Annotated in this window: 19 protein-coding genes; 8 read left to right on the top strand and 11 right to left on the bottom strand. The window is 59.3% G+C overall.

Going from position 1 to position 15,571, the window contains the following annotated elements; all coding sequences use genetic code 11:
* Positions 1-27 precede the first annotated feature (27 nt).
* From msrB to QO002_RS14275, 4 genes are all read left to right on the top strand, one after another.
* On the top strand, positions 28-474 hold the full coding sequence (msrB, locus tag QO002_RS14290; protein ID WP_307230765.1) for a peptide-methionine (R)-S-oxide reductase MsrB: 447 nt from the start codon (positions 28-30) through the stop codon (positions 472-474).
* A complete protein-coding gene (msrA, locus tag QO002_RS14285) occupies positions 474-995 on the top strand; it encodes a peptide-methionine (S)-S-oxide reductase MsrA (protein WP_307230763.1) in 522 nt (173 codons plus the stop codon). The genes msrB and msrA overlap by 1 nt, the downstream gene beginning before the upstream one ends.
* A 216-nt stretch (positions 996-1,211) precedes the next feature.
* A complete protein-coding gene (locus QO002_RS14280) occupies positions 1,212-2,930 on the top strand; it encodes an ABC transporter ATP-binding protein (protein ID WP_307230761.1) in 1,719 nt (572 codons plus the stop codon).
* A gap of 204 nt (positions 2,931-3,134) precedes the next feature.
* Entirely contained in the window at positions 3,135-3,716 is a 582-nt protein-coding gene (locus QO002_RS14275) for a J domain-containing protein (protein ID WP_307230759.1), read from the top strand.
* A 24-nt stretch (positions 3,717-3,740) separates the two neighbouring features.
* Here the strand turns inward: QO002_RS14275 and QO002_RS14270 are convergent, their stop codons facing one another.
* Entirely contained in the window at positions 3,741-3,899 is a 159-nt protein-coding gene (locus tag QO002_RS14270) for a hypothetical protein (RefSeq protein ID WP_307230757.1), read from the bottom strand.
* Positions 3,900-4,010: 111 nt separating this feature from the next.
* The gene (locus QO002_RS14265; protein WP_307230755.1) at positions 4,011-4,979 is read right to left on the bottom strand and encodes a DUF808 domain-containing protein; all 969 of its coding nucleotides are present in this window, start codon (positions 4,977-4,979) and stop codon (positions 4,011-4,013) included.
* 311 nt (positions 4,980-5,290) lie between these two features.
* On the opposite strand from QO002_RS14265, the gene QO002_RS14260 reads away from it, so the two are divergent.
* On the top strand, positions 5,291-5,494 hold the full coding sequence (locus QO002_RS14260) for a hypothetical protein (protein ID WP_307230753.1): 204 nt from the start codon (positions 5,291-5,293) through the stop codon (positions 5,492-5,494).
* 172 nt (positions 5,495-5,666) lie between these two features.
* Here the strand turns inward: QO002_RS14260 and QO002_RS14255 are convergent, their stop codons facing one another.
* Together QO002_RS14255 and QO002_RS14250 are read right to left on the bottom strand one after the other, a co-directional pair.
* Positions 5,667-6,341 carry a ChrR family anti-sigma-E factor gene (locus QO002_RS14255; protein ID WP_307230751.1) on the bottom strand — a complete coding sequence of 225 codons (675 nt, stop codon included), beginning with the start codon at positions 6,339-6,341 and terminating at the stop codon, positions 5,667-5,669.
* Complete coding sequence (locus tag QO002_RS14250) at positions 6,338-6,871, bottom strand: sigma-70 family RNA polymerase sigma factor (RefSeq protein ID WP_307230749.1); 534 nt, start codon at positions 6,869-6,871, stop codon at positions 6,338-6,340. Before QO002_RS14250 ends, QO002_RS14255 begins: the two co-directional genes overlap by 4 nt.
* A gap of 321 nt (positions 6,872-7,192) precedes the next feature.
* On the opposite strand from QO002_RS14250, the gene QO002_RS14245 reads away from it, so the two are divergent.
* Both QO002_RS14245 and QO002_RS14240 read left to right on the top strand, forming a co-directional pair.
* Positions 7,193-8,020: a DUF1365 domain-containing protein gene (locus QO002_RS14245; RefSeq protein WP_307230746.1), complete on the top strand. Its 828-nt coding sequence runs from the start codon at positions 7,193-7,195 to the stop codon at positions 8,018-8,020.
* Positions 8,021-8,126: 106 nt separating this feature from the next.
* The gene (locus QO002_RS14240) at positions 8,127-8,312 is read left to right on the top strand and encodes a hypothetical protein (protein WP_307230744.1); all 186 of its coding nucleotides are present in this window, start codon (positions 8,127-8,129) and stop codon (positions 8,310-8,312) included.
* Positions 8,313-8,428: 116 nt separating this feature from the next.
* Here QO002_RS14240 and QO002_RS14235 read toward each other — a convergent pair whose 3' ends face one another.
* Positions 8,429-8,590, bottom strand: a complete 162-nt coding sequence (locus tag QO002_RS14235; RefSeq protein ID WP_307230742.1) for a hypothetical protein — start codon at positions 8,588-8,590, stop codon at positions 8,429-8,431.
* A gap of 709 nt (positions 8,591-9,299) precedes the next feature.
* On the opposite strand from QO002_RS14235, the gene aspT reads away from it, so the two are divergent.
* Entirely contained in the window at positions 9,300-10,985 is a 1,686-nt protein-coding gene (gene aspT / locus QO002_RS14225; RefSeq protein WP_307230740.1) for an aspartate-alanine antiporter, read from the top strand.
* Between the two features lie 43 nt (positions 10,986-11,028).
* Here the strand turns inward: aspT and QO002_RS14220 are convergent, their stop codons facing one another.
* The 6 genes from QO002_RS14220 to rutA all read right to left on the bottom strand — a co-directional run bounded on the left by QO002_RS14220 (position 11,029) and on the right by rutA (position 15,485).
* Positions 11,029-11,712 carry a pentapeptide repeat-containing protein gene (locus tag QO002_RS14220; RefSeq protein WP_307233396.1) on the bottom strand — a complete coding sequence of 228 codons (684 nt, stop codon included), beginning with the start codon at positions 11,710-11,712 and terminating at the stop codon, positions 11,029-11,031.
* A 184-nt stretch (positions 11,713-11,896) separates the two neighbouring features.
* On the bottom strand, positions 11,897-12,418 hold the full coding sequence (locus tag QO002_RS14215; protein ID WP_370878549.1) for a flavin reductase: 522 nt from the start codon (positions 12,416-12,418) through the stop codon (positions 11,897-11,899).
* Between the two features lie 17 nt (positions 12,419-12,435).
* Complete coding sequence (gene rutD, locus QO002_RS14210; protein ID WP_307230738.1) at positions 12,436-13,236, bottom strand: pyrimidine utilization protein D; 801 nt, start codon at positions 13,234-13,236, stop codon at positions 12,436-12,438.
* 4 nt (positions 13,237-13,240) lie between these two features.
* Entirely contained in the window at positions 13,241-13,630 is a 390-nt protein-coding gene (rutC, locus tag QO002_RS14205) for a pyrimidine utilization protein C (protein ID WP_307230736.1), read from the bottom strand.
* Positions 13,631-13,650: 20 nt separating this feature from the next.
* Positions 13,651-14,397, bottom strand: a complete 747-nt coding sequence (rutB, locus tag QO002_RS14200) for a pyrimidine utilization protein B (RefSeq protein ID WP_307230734.1) — start codon at positions 14,395-14,397, stop codon at positions 13,651-13,653.
* Positions 14,394-15,485 carry a pyrimidine utilization protein A gene (gene rutA, locus QO002_RS14195; protein ID WP_307230732.1) on the bottom strand — a complete coding sequence of 364 codons (1,092 nt, stop codon included), beginning with the start codon at positions 15,483-15,485 and terminating at the stop codon, positions 14,394-14,396. Before rutA ends, rutB begins: the two co-directional genes overlap by 4 nt.
* Positions 15,486-15,571 lie beyond the last annotated feature (86 nt).

Raw genomic sequence — 15,571 nt, 5'->3', positions numbered from 1 at the left:
TCACAAAGACACTCAGGAGAGTGCCCAATGACAGCTTACACCAAGAACCGGGATGCGATCTCGAAGCTTTCTCCCGAGCAGTATCGCGTGACGCAGGAAAGCGGGACGGAGCGCCCCGGAACCGGCGAGTATCTTTACAACAAGGATGCCGGCATCTACGTCGATATCGTCTCGGGTGAGCCGCTGTTTGCATCGTCCGACAAATACGAATCAGGCTGCGGCTGGCCGAGCTTCACCAAGCCGATCGAGCCGGCTTATGTCAGTGAACTGCGCGACGTCACGCACGGCATGGTCCGCACCGAGGTTCGCTCCAGCCATGGCGACAGCCACCTGGGACATGTGTTCCCCGATGGTCCCATCGACCGCGGCGGCCTGCGTTACTGCATCAATTCTGCATCCCTGCGCTTCGTTCCCCGCGACCAGATGGCTGCGGAAGGTTATGAAGCCTATATCAACCAGGTGGAGGACATCTAATGACCACTGAACGTGCTGTACTGGCCGGCGGTTGCTTCTGGGGCATGCAGGACCTCATACGTCGCTTTGACGGCGTGGTGTCCACCCGGGTGGGCTATTCGGGCGGCGATGTGCCAAATGCCACCTATCGCAACCATGGCACCCATGCCGAGGCGATCGAGATCGTTTTCGATCCGGCAAAGACCAGCTATCGCCGCATCCTGGAATTCTTCTTCCAGATCCACGATCCCTCGACGGAAAACCGTCAGGGCAACGATCGCGGCGTGAGCTATCGTTCGGCGATCTTCTATGAGAACGACGAACAGAAGCGCATCGCCGAAGCCACGATTGCCGATGTCGATGCCTCCGGCCTCTGGCCGGGCAAGGTGGTGACGGAACTAAGCCCCGTCGGTGACTTCTGGGAAGCCGAACCGGAGCATCAGGATTATCTGGAGCGCATCCCCAACGGCTACACCTGCCACTTCATCCGCCCGAACTGGAGACTTCCGGTTCGGCAGGAGGCGCAGAAGGCGGCTTCGTGATTTTGTGCATGTAAATTCAATCAACGGATGGCGTCGGTCAGGGATTTGACCGGCGCCATACTTGTTTTCGGCTTTGCCCCAGCTTCCGCATCGTTTTGTGAGCGACCAGCACCGCTCTTGGCTTGGCTCGAGAAATATGAGAGACGAAGTCCTGTTTTTCGATCCCATGCGCTTTGCACAATTCGTGCCGTCGCGCCCTGAGTGAACCGATTTCCCATGTTGCGTGAATTTTTCGCCTATTATCGCCCTTATCGCGGGCTGTTCCTTCTCGATTTCGGCTGTGCGATCCTCTCCGGTTTGCTTGAGCTCGGTTTCCCGATGGCAGTGAAGCTGTTCGTGGACCGGCTGCTTCTGAGCCAGGAATGGGTGCTGATCGCAGTCGCGTCGGCGGTGCTGCTGGCGGTCTATGTGGTCAACACCGGGTTGATGGCGATTGTTACCTATTGGGGGCATATGCTTGGCATCAATATCGAAACCGACATGCGCCGGGTCGCTTTCGACCACCTGCAGAAGCTCTCCTTCGCCTATTTCGACAACCAGAAGACCGGTCATCTTGTCGGCCGCCTGACCAAGGACCTCGAGGAGATTGGCGAGGTTGCCCATCATGGTCCCGAAGATCTGTTCATCGCGCTCATGACCTTCGCCGGTGCCCTCGCGCTGATGATGTCCGTCAACTGGAAGCTGGCGCTGATCACTGCCTTCGTCGTGCCGCTCACCGCCTGGGTCACCAGCCGCTACGGCAGCCGAATGACCAGAAATTTCCGTGCGCTCTACGGCCGCGTCGGCGATTTCAATGCGCGTATCGAGGAAAATGTCGGGGGCATGCGCGTGGTGCAGGCCTTCGCCAACGAGGATCACGAGCGCGCCTTGTTCGAGAAGGACAACCAGAACTACCGCCGCACCAAGCTCGATGCCTACCGCATCATGGCGGCCAGCACCTCGCTCAGCTACATGAGCATGCGGCTGACGCAGATGATCGTGCTGATCTCCGGCGCTTATTTCGTGCTGGCAGGCGAACTGAGTGCCGGCGGCTTCGTCGGCTTCCTGCTGTTGGTCACTGTGTTTTTCCGTCCGGTGGAAAAGATCAACTCCGTGATCGAGACCTATCCCAAGGGTATTGCCGGATTCCGCCGTTTCCGGGAGTTGCTCGATGTCGCGCCGGATATCGCTGATGCCGAAAACGCCATCGCCGTCGATCACCTGAAGGGTGATATCGTCTATCGCGGCGTTTCCTTCGGCTATTCACCCGACAAGCCGGTGCTTGTTGATATCGATCTGTCCATCAAGGCCGGTGAGACCATCGCCTTTGTCGGTCCTTCGGGCGCGGGCAAGACGACCATCTGCTCGCTGCTGCCGCGATTCTACGAGGCGACCAGCGGGTCGATCAGCATCGATGGCATCGACATCAGAGACATGACGCTGACATCCTTGCGCCAGCAGATCGGTATCGTGCAGCAGGATGTTTTTCTGTTTGCCGGTACGATCCGCGAAAACATCGCATACGGACGACTCGGCGCGACGGAAGCCGAAATCCGCGAAGCGGCCCGCCGCGCCGAACTCGACGGCGTGATCGCCAATATGCCTGATGGCCTCGACACTGTGATCGGCGAGCGTGGGGTAAAACTTTCCGGTGGGCAGAAGCAGCGCCTCGCCATCGCCCGCATGTTCCTGAAGAACCCGCCGATCCTGATCCTTGATGAAGCGACCTCGGCGCTCGATACGGAAACCGAAAAGGCGATCCAGCGCTCGCTGGCCGAGCTTGCCGAGGGGCGTACCACGCTGATCATCGCCCATCGGCTGGCGACCATCCGGGAGGCAGACCGGATCGTCGTGGTTGATACCTCTGGTATCGCCGAGCAGGGGCGGCACGGGCAGTTGCTGGCGGCGGGCAAGCAATATAGCCGGCTTTACAAGGCGCAGTTCGGCGGCATGTGAGCAGGGCGATTCCCCCACGCTCGCACTGGCTTGTGAAAATAGGGCGCCTGCCACGATTTGAACCTGTTTTGCATGGGATGACCGAATCTCCCGGCGACGTCGCGCGCGTGAATCGGGTATGAGATCGCAACGAGGGTTGCGGTCCCGGCCGCCCGCGATTACGACAGATCGCGGTCCATGGTGTGTTGTGAGACAGGTGAAGCTTTGATCGATCCCTACGAGATTGTCGGTGTTGAGCGGAGTGCGGATACCGCGACCGTCAAAAGCGCCTATCGCCGCCGCGCCAAGAGCCTTCATCCGGATGGGGGCGGTGATGTCGAGCGGTTCGACAGGCTGAAAACGGCCTATGAGCTGCTTCTCGACCCTATCAGACGCAAGGTTTATGACGATACCGGCTATGACCCGGCGCTCGCTGACGCCGTCGATCGCAAGGGGCTTCTGGTTCTCGAAACGCTGGTCAACGAGGTGCTGCTCGACGAGCGCGAGCCAGGCAGTTTCGATCCCGTGGCCGCCATGCGGCGCAAGCTTTCCGACGAGATCGTCAGCGCCCGGTTCCACATTCTCGAAATGGAGCGCCATCGCAGCCGCGTGCGCAATCATATGGACCGGATCGGACGCCGGAACGGCGCCGATGTTCTCGGCAGCATGCTGCGGTCGCGCTGTGATTCCATAGGCGATGCGATCACCAAGGCCGAGGGGCAGATCGAGGCGATCGAGAAGGCCTACAGCATGCTCGAAGGCTATTCCTATGTCATCGAATCAGAACTTCGAAACGCCGCTGAGTAAGAGCCGTCGTGAAGTTTGCCGCGATCAGTGCTTCGGCACGCCCGGGTTGCTATCCTTCAGAAAGCGCAGGGTATCGTCGAGGGCGGCGACCAGGGCATCTGTCAGCTCTTCGATCTGTTCTTCGCTGAGATAGAAGACACGATCGGTGCCGGGGGAAGCGGGAAGGTCTTGCGTGGTCGACATGTCATTGTCCTCTTCCACCGAATTCATTTCGGTTAGAGCCACTTTAGAAACAGCGCCTTGTGCCGGGCTGGCGTTGCAGGCCAGCCCTCGGCCGTCGCACGCTTCGGATTGTTAATGGCTCGCACTGCTTATGCTGCGGCGCAGCGGCGCGACGATGAAGCTCAGGAATACGATCGTCATTCCCCCGACAATAATGCCGATAATGGCCTGGATCGTGGATGTTGCGACCCATTCGACAAGGGTGTGGGCAATATTGACGAGACCTGAAGCCTGCAGCGCGATGTCGTGAATGACGTGTTCCGGGTCGTCATATCCGAGTTGCGCAAGCCCGTGGATCAGGATGCTTCCCCCGACCCAGAGCATGGCGGCGGTGCCGATGGTGGCGAGGATTTTCAGGAAAACCGGCATGCCGACCACGAGGCCGCGGCCCAGAATCCTGACGGGTGCCACCGATGACTTCACCAGATAAAGGCCGACATCGTCCGCCTTCACGATCAACCCGACGACGCCATACACGGCAACCGTGATCAGGATGCCGACGGCTGCGAGGACTGCGGCCTGGGCATAGATGTTGGACGTGGAGACATTGGCGAGCGTCAGCGCCATGATTTCCGCCGACAGGATGAAGTCGGTTCTGATCGCGCCGGAGATCTTCTGTTTTTCGAGTTGGGCCGCGTCTACCGGCGCGTCGGAGACCTCCTGCTCATGCTCGTGGGCGGCATGCGGAAACACAGCTTCATAGAGCTTTTCGGCACCTTCGTAGCAGAGATAGACGCCACCCAGCATCAGCAGCGGCGTGACGATAAAGGGGGCGAAATAGGAAAGCAGCAGCCCGATCGGTAGCAGGAAGATGAGCTTGTTCTTTAACGAGCCCAGCGCAATGCGGCCGATGATCGGCAACTCCCGCGCCGGCGAAAGGCCGACCACGTAGCGTGGCGTCACGGCGGCATCGTCGATCACGACGCCGGCTGCCTTCGCCCCCGCCTTGGCGGTCTGTGCCGCGACATCATCAAGGGAGGCGGCCGCCAGCTTGGCAATGGCGGCGACATCGTCGAGAAGGGCGATCAGGCCTGTTGCCATGAATGATCCTTTGTGTGGAAGAAGACGGGTCACGGTAGAGGCGCCATCTGCAACGAACAAGGGGCGGAGCAGATCAACGCGTATCTTTCTCCGCAAAGTTCCTGAAAACGCAGCCGTTTTGCCCCGGTTCCGAATATCCGGACAATCTTTGACTGTAGGATCCGTCCACAAGTCAGTCGCAATAACGTGATGAGCCATGGCTTACCGGTGACACGATTGTCACGAAGTATGGCCTATCATTGGATGTGCAGACGGGCCTTGCCGCCGAGAGATCGCGCGAGAGACGTCGATCCCTTTGAAGGAGGGTCGGAATGCTTGATTCAGTCCATCGTGACGCGGCCATCACGCCCGGCGAACTTGAAATGCTGCATGGGCTGTTGCGCTCGATCTGCCGTGACAAGTCCGTTGACGTCCAGTCCGCGAAGGGCGAGTCGATGGCGGCGCAGCTTATCGCCCATTTCCAGCGGGGTGCGCGTGACGAGGTTTCGCTTGTCGAAGCTATGGACGCAGCCTAGAGCATGTCGCGCAGAAGTGCGCAGCGGTTTTGCGGTAACGATATGCGCTAAAACAAAGAGCTAAGGCGTAGCAAGCGAATCTGAAAGATCGCGACCCGCTTTAGGCCCGTAGCCTGCCTCCAACCGGCTGCTGTGGAAACCGACGGCGTTCGTTGTCAGCCAATTTTCCTGATCATATGCCGAGAAGCGGCTGCACCAGCCGCAGCAGCATGCTCTTGAAGCGCAGCGGTGCGTCGGTTACTGCCAGGCAGATGCAATCTTCCCCGGGTGTTGCGATCGGTTGATGTGTCAGGGTTGCGTCGGCTTCCTCTATATCACCGCGAGCAAAGAGCTCTCCACTATCCTGAAAACTGCCGCTTAGCACGAGGGTTAGTTCGCGTCCGCCATGGCTGTGTTCCGGCACCGGCTTTCCGGCGGGTATGCGCAGCAGCCGCACATTCGTTTCCCCATCCTCGGTCCTGATCGGAATATGGTAGGCGCCTCGTCCGAGCGTGCGCCATTTCAAATCCATGACGTCGCCGCCGAGATAGGACCGCAACGGCTCCGGCAAGACCGGCGCAGGCGCCAGTGATGGTTTTTCTGGTGCCGCCCTGGGCATTGTGGAGACGGGCGACGGTTGCTGGTTATCGATCTTTGCCCTTATCTTTACCCAGACATCGCCAGCCGGGGCTTCCGGTTGGATATCTTCCAGCATCTGCCCGGCGGTCTTTTCGAAGAGGGCAAGCCTGCGTCGCGCGTGCGGTGCGAGCGCTAGGTGGGTTGCAACGGCCAGACGCCAGCCTTCGGCCAGCGTGCCGGCCGCATAGCTCGCCAGAAGTTCGTCGCTGACCTCGTGGCGGACCGTCATGAACGTTCCTCCAGAGCAGCGCGAAGCTTCGAAAAGGCAAGGCGGATGCGCGATTTCACAGTCCCGATCGGTATATTGAGCGCATCGGCTATGTCGCTGTGGGTGCGCTCGCTGAAGAAGGCGAGCCGAAGCAGTTGCAGCTGTTGCTCAGGCAACGTTTCCATCGCGCCGCGAAGCCGCTCGGCCTCCTGCAGTTCCTGGACCAAAGAGTCTGCAGAGGGAACCGGATCTGGCACGAAGGCAGGATCGTCGGGATCGAAATCAGGCCTGCGGTTCTTGCGATAGGCATCAATGCGCAGATTGCGGGCGATCGTGAAGATCCAGGTGGAGACATTGCCGCGTGCGGTCTCGAACTGCGCCGATTTGTTCCACACGGCGATCATGGTTTCCTGCATCAGTTCTTCTGCTGCCTGATTGTCGCGCTCAAGGCGGGCCAGATAAGCTTTCACGCGGGGTGCATAATATTTGAAAAGCAATTCGAAGGCCTGGATGTCACGGTCGCGCCCGATGGCGAGCAAGAGCTCCGCCATCTCTTCCTTCCTCATCTCATCTTTGGTGTCGCGCATTCGTCTTCGCATGCCTTGCAAGCCGCCTGCCGAAGCAACAGCCTGTTGCCTCGGCGCGACTTTCTGGTTGTGGCATGGCGAAGCCAGGATGGGAACCGCAATTTTCATACCCCGCAACTACGCCATGGAGACAAAAATAGATCACAGGCCGCCGCTTGCCAGCACAGATTTTTTGGAATCGCGAAATTTTTATGACGTGCAACGATCCGAAAGCTGCATGCTTGCGTAATATAACGAAAAGCGTGGCGCACGACCTTGCGACCAACGCAGAAGAGGCGGCGCAGCATGCAGTTTAATGGCGGTCTCGGAAATGCAGCCATCTACGCGGGCAGGGTTGTGCATGTGCGGCATCGGCCGCGCCAACACAAGCTGAGCTATGATGTGTTCTCCTTGCTGCTGGATCTGGACGAGCTTGCGCAACAAAGCCGCAGTATGCGTTTTTTCGGCCATAACCGCGCGGCGCTCTTCAGCTTCTGGGACGAGGACCACGGAAATGGAGAGGTGGGCGAGCTGAAGCCGTGGATCGCTGCACAGCTTATTGAAGCGGGGCTAAGCTTCGAAAACCTTCAGGTCCGGGTGCTCTGCTACCCACGCATTCTCGGCTATGTGTTCAATCCCCTCACGGTCTATTTCTGCCATGACGGGGGAGGATCGTTGCGTGCCGTGCTCTACGAGGTCAGCAACACGTTTCACGAACGGCATACTTATGTGATCCCTGTCGAAGACGGACAGGCCGGTTCGATCCGGCAGAGCTGCGCCAAGAACCTCTATGTCTCCCCCTTTGTGCCGATGGCCTGCCGCTACGATTTTCGCATCGTGCCGCCGGGCGAGACGACGCTGGTTGCGATCGACGAGAGCGACGCGGAGGGTGCGCTGCTTTTTGCGAGCTTTGCCGGCAAACGGCGTGCGTTCAACGATCGCTCGCTTCTGCGAATATTCTTCGAATATCCACTGATGACGCTCAAGGTGACGGCGGGAATCCATTGGGAAGCTCTTCGCCTCTGGTGGAAGGGGGTGCCGGTCGTGCGTCATCACAAGGCTGCTTCGAGGGTTGCAACGACCATTGTAAGCTTGAAATCACCAGCCCCCGAACGATCCCGAAAGCAGGGCTGAGCCACGCCGTTCGCTCGTATGTTTTTCAAAAAACCGGTGGAACAATGCGCCTCGCTCAGCGTTGATGGTTGGCTCTATCCAGCAACAGCCAACAGGGGAGGACTGCATGCAACTCGTCGATCAACACGATGTCGAGGAGATGGTGGTCCAGAAGGTGTGGAACGTCTCTGATTTCTGTCGCCGCTTTCGCCTCGACAGTATCGAGGAAAATCGGCTTCGGCGCTTGCTGGGCGATTTCGCCAATCAGCAGGAGTTGCTGATGAATGCGCAACGCAAACCGACGCTACGCTAGCTGGCTTCACGCGGCTGCGCCATTTCAGCTTTATCTCAACACAGATGAACGGCCACGGCAGGTGTACCGTGGCCGCGCACGCGAATCTCACAATCGGACAGCAGCAAGTCTGACTGTCAGCCGAAACGTTCCATCTGGAAACCGATCGGCGCATCGACACCGGTGAGTCGTCCGGTTTTCTGAAGTGTGGCGTTGTTCGTGGAAAAGCTGGTGACTGCCATGAGCAGACCAGCGCCAATAATGAATCCAAAAGCAAGATAGGAAAATTTAGCGAGCATGTGAGACACTCCCGTTTCCAACTGCAAAACAACACGGCAGCTGCTGATTAGTTCCATCAGGCTGGGAAGATTATGATCTCTCGAAGTCCGATGAACGTATTGTAATGCGGAGTTGGTTCTGCGGGAAGCGTCGCGCGGAACTGCTCGTCTTCACGGCAAATATCATTTCGCTCAAGGGGGCGGCCTAAAAGCTTAAACGCACCCCCTACAATTGGTATCGGCTATTGCCCAATCAGAGCCGTGGTTCTCCACCCGGGGGGTAGTAACTTTTCTGTTTGAAGGAAAAGACATGGCCACAGCGGCAGCGGATCGTATGCTTTGCCGGATCGCGTGAGGCACGTTCGGTAGAGAACCCCGTCGGCAGGGAGTCGACCTTGAAATCGGGGTCGGCGCGTTTGCTGCGGTCGGCCTCCGAGACCTCGGCATAGCCTTCATTGCGGCAGCGAGCGCATTCAAGTTTTCGTGAGTATCGGTCGCGCGCTGCCATCATCAATCCCATTCTTTGCCTTGACCGAGCGCAGGTAGATGATGTGGTCGCTTCATTCAAGCCCATGATGATCGACCAGGGAGGTGTGAAAACAAATCTGAACTGGTTGCAAGGGTGCGAAAACACATCTTCCGCCAGGCAAAAACCCCCGATAGAGTGAAATTCCGGAGCAGCATGCTGAGCCGGTTGTAAGGATCGGAAAATCGCTTTGCGGGGCTTGAGATGGAATTCCTGAAGGATCCGGTTGTCGCTCTCTTTCTGTCCCTGGCGTTTGGACATCTCATCGGAAAACTCCGCGTCGGGCCTATAGCGCTTGGCGGCATATGCGGCACGTTGTTCGTGGCGCTTCTGATCGGACAGTTGAACGTCACAATCGATGAGGACCTGAAGAACACGGCGTTTGCACTGTTCATTTTCGCGTTGGGCTTTACCGCTGGTCCGCAGTTCTTTGCAAACATCAAATCCGGCTGGCGGTACGGGATATTCTCGATCATCGAGGTCGTTTCCGTACTTGCGATGCTGGCGATTGCGGTCATCGTTCTTGATCTCGATCCGGGCACCACCGCCGGGCTGTTTGCGGGATCGGCAACCGAATCGGCGGTGATCGGCACCGCGAGCGAAGCGCTGGCCCGTCTTGATCTGCCTGCGGTCGAGATCGCCACGCTTCAGGCAAATGTCGCCACGGCCTACAGCGTCACTTACCTGTTCGGTCTTGTTGCGATCGTCATCTTCACCTCGCAGATCGCCCCTCTCATTCTGGGTGTGGACTTGCGCAAGTCGGCGCAGGCGCTTGCAGAGAACCTTGGTTCCGAAGACGGCGATGCTGCCGATAGCGGTCCGACGCATGGTTTCACATCTATTGTCGGCCGAGCCTTTCGCGCAGGGCCGGCCGCCGGCATGACGGTGGGTGATTTCGAGCGGAGCCGCAATGGCACGATCACCGTTCTCAAGGTCCGGCGTGCGGATGAGATACGCGACGTTGTCGAGGACCTCTTGTTGCAGGAAAACGACATTCTCCTGGTGCGCGGGCGGCGCAATGCGGTGATTGCCGTGGCAGACCGCCTGGGTGAAGAGGTTGCCGTTCCCGCTGATATCGTCATGCCGATGATCGAACGTGACGTCATTCTCAGCCGCAAGGATGCCCATGGCCGGCAGATGCGGGATCTGCGTCGCAGCAATGAGGGCCGTCGCATCGGGCGGGGTGTGGTGATCACCCGCATCCGGCGGCTGGATCAGATGATACCGGCGCTTCCGAAAACCGTGCTTCAAAAGGGAGACGTTCTGACGTTGAACGGCGGCGAGACCGAGGTGACGGAGGCTGCGTCGGCGCTCGGAACAACCCTGACCGGAACAGACAAGACCGATTTCATCTTTCTGGGGCTTGGTATTGTCTGCGGTCTGGCCCTGGGAAAATTCGATCTGAAGATCGGTGCGCTCGATATCTCGCTCGGCATGGGCGGCGGCGCGCTTGTCGCCGGCCTGGTCTTTGGCTGGCTCCACATGCACTTTCCGAGGCATGGGACGCTTCCGGTGGCGGCAGCCGAGTTCGTCAAGGACTTCGGACTGGCGACGTTTATTGCTGCGGTAGGGCTTTCCGCCGGTCCTTCCGCGGTTGCGCTGTTGATGGAATATGGATTGGTTCTGCCGGTGATCGGGCTGTTGGTGTCGTTCGTGCCCGCGCTGATTTCGCTTCTGGTCGGGTGGAAGCTGATGAAGATCGAGCCACCGATCCTGCTCGGCGCCATCGCCGGCCAGCATTGCAGCACGCCGACTATCAGCGCTCTGGTCTCACAGGCAGGCAACGGCACGCCGGTAATCGGCTATACCGTCACCTATGCCTTTTCGAATGTGCTGCTGCCATTGATGGGGCCGCTTGTCGTCGCCATGGCGACGGCACTATATCGCTGAACTATCCTGGCTGAGTGGATGAGAGCGTTCGCACTCTGTTGCGTCAGTCGGAGGGGCAGGGCCAAGTCGTGGGAGCCGTCAGGCCCGCGGGTAGTTTGGTGTTCTCGTCGCCGCAGGTCATATCGACTTGCGGCTGCTCCAAGCCGGTAGCGGCGGATAGATCGGCACCCTCGATCCGCGTCAGAAACATGAATGCGTCGTCGAACGCCAATGGTCCGTCAATTGTCGCGCCACTGAAATTGGCCCGCGAGAGATTGGCATAGGAGAAGCGGGCGCCGGCAAGCACCGCCTTGTTGAAATCCACGCGACCGAGTTCCGCTTTTTCGAAATCGACATTCTTCAACTGTGCTTCGACGAAGCTTGCCCGCTGGAGTTCCGCTCCGGCAAAGCTCGTGTCCTCGGCGGTGACCTTGGCAAAGCTCGAGCGATAGGCTTCGATGCGGGAGAAATTCGTCTTCACCGCGGTTGCGCCTTCGAGCCAGGTGCGAACCAGCGCTGCCTTCTCAAGATTGGCGCCACTGAGATTTGAGCCGCTGAAATCAGTCTGGGAAAAATCCGAGTTGGAGAGGTTTGCACCCTGCAGGTCGCTCGACTGCATCTCGACATTCTTCTTGTTGCAGTCCTGCCAGTCCACGCCGGCGGCCGGCGAGCCCGCGCATTGCGCGGCCATGGCCGGCGTGGACAAGGCTGCAAATCCGGCGGCAAACATTGCCGTTCCCAAAAGCATTCCAACCGATGCGAGCCTGCTTCCTACATGCAATGCCTGACGTTTCATCAACAACTCCACCGCTAAAGCACCGAAATTCACGACGCTCCCTCGCAACCGTCCATACGCGAAAGCGTGATGCGGCACCAGATGCCGGCGCAAAAACTCGCCTCCAATGCCGATGAACTCGCGGGATCGTGAAAACCTACAGCGTGTGATAACGGCGGTCGAAATAGATGAGCGCCTGTCCGCCTTCGTTTTCCCGGATGGCCACCACGTCGCAGATCAGGATATCATGCGTGCCGCCATCAGAGATGGTTTTCACGCGGCAATCGAGCGAGACGAGTGCGTCGTCGAGAACCGGCGCACCCGTTTCGAGGGTCGACCATTGCGCTCCGGCAAAGCGCTGCGAAACCGGCGTCTTGCCGCCGAAAAGCCGGCTCAAATCCTCATGGCCGCGCTCAAGAATGTTGACGCAAAGCACACGGTTGGCATCGACCGCCGGGTGGGCGGAGGAGGTGCGGTTAAGGCAGACGAGCAGGGTCGGTGGGCTATCGGTGACGCTGCAAACCGCCGTTGCGGCAAAGCCTGCGAGACCACCCGGACCATCCGTTGTAACGATGTTGACCGCTGCCCCGAGCCTGGACATGGCGCTGCGAAACTCGGTCCTTCGATCCTCGACGAGGTTGCCAAAGGCCGCGGCTGATATCTGCATGGGAAGCTCCATCGTTGGAGAGAGCGTTGTCATGATTGACGCTCCGGTGATGCGTCCTGTTGCATGAGAAAGCCGAGCACGGCCTCATTGAACAGCTCGGGGTAGACGATGTTAACGGCATGGGCGCCGAAATCGTAGAGAGCGAGTTTTGCCCTGGGAATGATCTCCACAAGCCGCAGGGACCGCGTGTAGGGAACCAGCAGGTCATCCTTCGTCGCCACCACCAGCGTTTCGACATCGAGCCCCCGCAGGTCTGCCTCGATATCGAAAGCGCGCAGCGCGGCGATGCGGCGCAAGACATTGTCGCGGCCCTGAAAATGGGCGATGCCGTGGGCTTCGTCGGTTGCCATGCGCTCGGCATTTTCCGACATCCAGACGGCCGGATAGAGAAACAGCGGCTGGGCTTTCACGAAGGCCCCGACGCCGGAGTTTTCCAGAAGCGAAATGCGCGCGTCGAAGCAGCGGCCTGAATGCAGGTCGGCCTTGCTCCAGGCATTGACCAGAACCAGGTGCTCGATCAATCCCGGATGGCGCTTTGCAAGCTCAAGGCCGATCAGGCCGCCGAGCGCGTGGCCCATGAAATCGAAATGCTTTAGGTCGAGCGTCGCAATGATTTCCATGACGTCATCGGCCATCGCGGCGATGCCGCCGTTTTCGGGGGCTTCGCCGCCCGTGCGCCCCGTGCCGCGATGGTCGTAGGTGACAACGCGAAAATGCTCGGCGAGCGCCGGCAGCTGCGGCGCCCAATAGGCGCCGGAGCCGCCGAGGCCGGACGACAGGATGATTGTCCTGGCATCCGGGTCCTGCCGTCCGTGAACGTCGAAGTGCATGGGCCTACTTCTTGCCGATATGGGCGACGGTCGCGATCTCGACCAGCGCGTCGGGTTTCACGAGGCCGCACTGCACGCAGTAGCGCGCCGGTTTGTCGCCCGGGAAATACTCCGCATAGACCTTGTTGACGGCCTGGTAGTTAGCCCAGTCGGTGACGAAGATGTGGTTCATGGTCACGTCTTCCATCGTGCCGCCCGCGGTCTCGATGACCGACTTGATGGTTTCGAGCACATGGCGGGTCTGGGCGCCGGCATCGCCGACATGCACGACGTCATTGTTCTTGTCGAAGGGCAGGGTGCCGGAAACATAGACGATACCGTCAGCCAGCGTGCCGGGCGAATAGGGCGCGATCGGTTTCTGAGTGCCTTCGGGAACGATGATGGACTTGGGCATGCAGTTCTCCTCTTTGGATCTTATATTTTATCGTTTGCGGGGGCGGCTTGGCTGATGACGCCGCAGAAGTCGTGGACGGTCGCGACCCAGCCGAAGAATTTTTCGACATTGTAGACGGTCGCCTGCTGGATGAAGTCCGGTCCCAGGTGATGGGTCGCGTCCTCCAGCATCACGCCGAAATATTCGAGGTGGAAGGCGTCACGCAGCGAGCTTTCGACGCAGACATTGGTGGCAATGCCGACGAAGACGAGGTTGCGGATGCCGCGGGCGCGCAGCACGCTGTCCATGTTGGTGTTGAAAAAGCCGGAATAGCGTGTCTTCCGCACGAGGATATCGCCCGGCTGTGGCTGCAGTTCGTCGACGATCGCATAGTCCCAGGTACCCTTGGCGAGGAGCTGGCCCTGTAGTTCAGGATTCGCGCGCATGTGCTTCAATGCGTTGGACTTGTGCCAGTTGGGCGAGCCCGGACCCCCGGCCTCGACATAGTCCTTGTCCCAGCCGTTCTGAAAATAGATAACCTGAACGCCGGCGGCGCGGGCGGCGTCGAGCGTCTTCCTGATGTTGTCGATCGTGCCTTTGGCGCCGGTGATATCGAAGCCGGCAAGATCGACATAGCCGCCTTCGGTCGAATAGGCGTTCTGCATATCGACGACGACGACGGCGGTTTCGCTAGGCTTCAGCGTGATCGGTTCGGGGCGGGCGGGCAGCGTCACGCTGTGGGAGCGTTCCGGCGGCGGCTGGTAGCCGGCAGTTGCTGTCGCTGTCATTCTGCGGCCTCCAGCATGGGCTTGATGTGCTGGCGGCACTTCATCAGGGGCTGGATCTTCGTGCCGAAGTCCTCGACGCCCTTCACGAAGTCGTCGAAGGTCAGGAGTACGCCACCGGTGCCGGGTACGGTCGGTACTTCGTCCAAGAGCCTTGCTACCGTCTCATAAGAGCCGACCAGCGTTCCCATGTTGATGTTCACGGCAGAGACCGGATCGGCCATCTGGCGGACATTGGTGTTTGCGCCGGACTTGGTATCGGCTGCGCCCTGCAGGCCAAGCCATGCGATCGCCTCCTGGTCGGCGCCTTCCTTGTAGCTGTCCCACTTGGCGCGGGCGGCTTCATCCGTTTCGTCGGCAATGATCATGAAGAGCACGAAGGAGGAGACCTCCCGGCCGGTCTTTTCCGTGGCGGCAATCAGGCGTTCGGCAGCGGGCGCAAAGGCGGTGGGCGTGTTGACGCCGACGCCGAAGCAGAAGTTATAGTCGGCATATTTGGCGGAAAATTCCATGCCGGCATTGGAGGACCCGGCGCAGATGACCTTCATGTCTGCCTGCGGACGCGGCGAAAGCTTGCAATCGTCCATCTGGAAATATTCACCCTTCAGGTCGCTTTTTCCGGTTTCCCAGAGCTCCCGCAACACGGTCGCGTATTCGCCAAGGTAGTCGTAGCGCTTGGAGAAATATTCATCGCCCGGCCACATGCCCATCTGCGAATATTCGGGGCGCTGCCAGCCGGTGACGAGGTTGAGGCCGAAGCGGCCGTTGGAAATGCTGTCGATCGTCGACGCCATGCGTGCGACGATGGCCGGCGGCATGACGAGGGTTGCTGCTGTGGCGAAGAGCTTGATCCGCGTGGTGACGGCTGCAAGGCCCGACATCAGCGTGAAGGATTCCAGATTGTGGTCCCAGAACTCTGTCTTGCCACCGAAGCCGCGCAGCTTGATCATCGAGAGCACGAAATCGAGCCCGTATTTCTCAGCCTTGAGGGTGATTTCCTTGTTGAGTTCGAAGCTCGGCTTGTACTGCGGCGCGTTTTCCGACAGCAGCCAGCCATTGTTTCCGATCGGGATGAAGACACCGATTTCCATGAGCCTGTTCTCCTCGTTTCAGCCGCCAAAGCAGCAGGATGTTGATGGGAGAGTAAAAGCAGGAAGCGTGCCAGTTTCCGGATGCT

The organism is Pararhizobium capsulatum DSM 1112, from assembly GCF_030814475.1.
Taxonomy (GTDB): Bacteria; Pseudomonadota; Alphaproteobacteria; order Rhizobiales; family Rhizobiaceae; genus Pararhizobium; species Pararhizobium capsulatum.
The sequence above is the reverse complement of the archived record's forward strand: the minus strand, read 5'-3'. Positions and strand labels throughout refer to the sequence as shown.